Genomic DNA, 1,563 nt, shown 5'->3' with positions numbered 1-1,563 from the left:
CCCCCCCTTCTACATCGATCCCGACTGGGCCCGCCGGCGCCGCGACCTGCCCTCGTCGGCGCCGCTGTTCGCGCAGGCCGCGATCACGCTGGAGCCGTGGCTGCACCAGGCGGCGGCGCACCTGCTCGATCATCTCAGCGACAATGAGAGCATCGACGACATCGCCAATTACGAGATCGAGCGCTTCATCGACAGCGTGCTCGACGCCGCCGACGCCTCGGCGCCGCATGTGGCGCGTGGCCGCGTCAACACCATGCAGGATTTCCGCGTCCGCAAGGCGATCCAGCTGATGAAGGCCAATGTCTGCGAACGCATCTCCTTCGACGACGTGGCCCGCAGCGTCGGCCTGTCGAGGCCGCATTTCTTCGCCTTGTTCAAGGAACAGACCAATCTGACGCCGAACGTCTACTGGAACACGCTGCGCATGGAGGAAGCCGTGCGCCAGCTGCAATGGTCGCAGGAACCGCTGATCTCGGTCGCTTGCAATCTCGGCTTCACCACCCAGGGCAATTTTTCGCGCTTCTTCCGCGACCATGTCGGCGTGCCGCCGACGCTCTATCGCGAGGCGGCGCGGGCGATGGCTTGAGCGGCCCTGGCTGTTTCGGTCTATTTTCAGACTGATTGATAGGCACTCAAGACGCATTGATAAGCGCCGGCTGCCTGTGCGCCCTACCCTTCCCGCCATACGCATCCGCAAGGGAACGGCTCCATGGCGAAAATCACCATCTCCAGCGTCATCGACGCGCCGGTCGAACAGGTCTGGGCGCGGATACGCGACTTCAACGGCCTGCCGGGCTGGCACCCGCGCATGGTCGAAAGCCATATCGAGGACGGCAAGGACGCAAGCACGGTTGGCTGCGTGCGCAACTTCCAGCTCGTCAGCGGCGCCCGCCTGCGCGAAAAGCTGCTCGACTTCTCCGACGAGAAGTTTCTGGTCAGCTACTCCATCCTCGAGACCCCGCAGCCGATCACCAATCACAAGGCGACGCTGCAGTTGCGACGTGTCACCGACGGCGACCGCACCTTTGCCGAATGGAGCGCGAGCTTCGACGCCGCTCCCGAGGAAGCCGACAAGCTCGCCGAAGGCATGGGCGCCAATGTCTTCCAGGGCGGCTTCAACGCGCTGAAGAGCCATTTCGCCGGCCAAAGCTGAGCCAAGGAGCGTGCCATGGCGCTTGCCCTCCAGACATTCCCGACGGTGAAGGACGCGAACGCTGCACTGCAGGCCGCCGGCACGCGCTATCTCGGCGGCGGCACGCTGGTCGTGCGCGCCGCCAATGAAGGCGATGTCTCTGTCTCCAGCCTCGTCCGCGCCACCGAACCGTCACTGTCGGCGATCGCTGTTTCCGGCGGCAAGGTTCGCCTTGGCGCCTCCGTCACCATGGCTGCGATTGCCCGCCATCCGGAACTCGCCTGGCTTGCGCCCACCGTGCGCGCCGTCGGCGGCCCGGCGATCCGCAACATGGCAAGCGTCGGCGGCAATCTCTTCGCGCCTGCGCCCTACGGCGACTTCGCCGTCGCGCTGCTTGCGCTGGACGCGAACGTCGCCACCGAGGATAGCGA

General features: G+C 65.6%; 3 protein-coding genes. All 3 read left to right on the top strand.

The annotated features are described in order from the left end of the window. Window positions 1–586, top strand: a 586-nt coding sequence (locus EN781_RS32245; protein WP_145965776.1) for an AraC family transcriptional regulator, incomplete at its 5' end; no start/stop codon positions are given. Between the two features lie 123 nt (window positions 587–709). Further along, a complete protein-coding gene (locus EN781_RS32240; RefSeq protein WP_126059015.1) occupies window positions 710–1,153 on the top strand; it encodes an SRPBCC family protein in 444 nt (147 codons plus the stop codon). 15 nt (window positions 1,154–1,168) lie between these two features. After that, window positions 1,169–1,563: FAD binding domain-containing protein (locus tag EN781_RS32235; RefSeq protein ID WP_189347966.1), on the top strand; the 395-nt coding region annotated here is incomplete at its 3' end.

Origin of the sequence: Mesorhizobium sp. M4A.F.Ca.ET.090.04.2.1, from assembly GCF_003999085.1 — a bacterium.
GTDB lineage: Bacteria > Pseudomonadota > Alphaproteobacteria > Rhizobiales > Rhizobiaceae > Mesorhizobium.
This window is presented reverse-complemented; position numbering and strand designations above follow the sequence as displayed.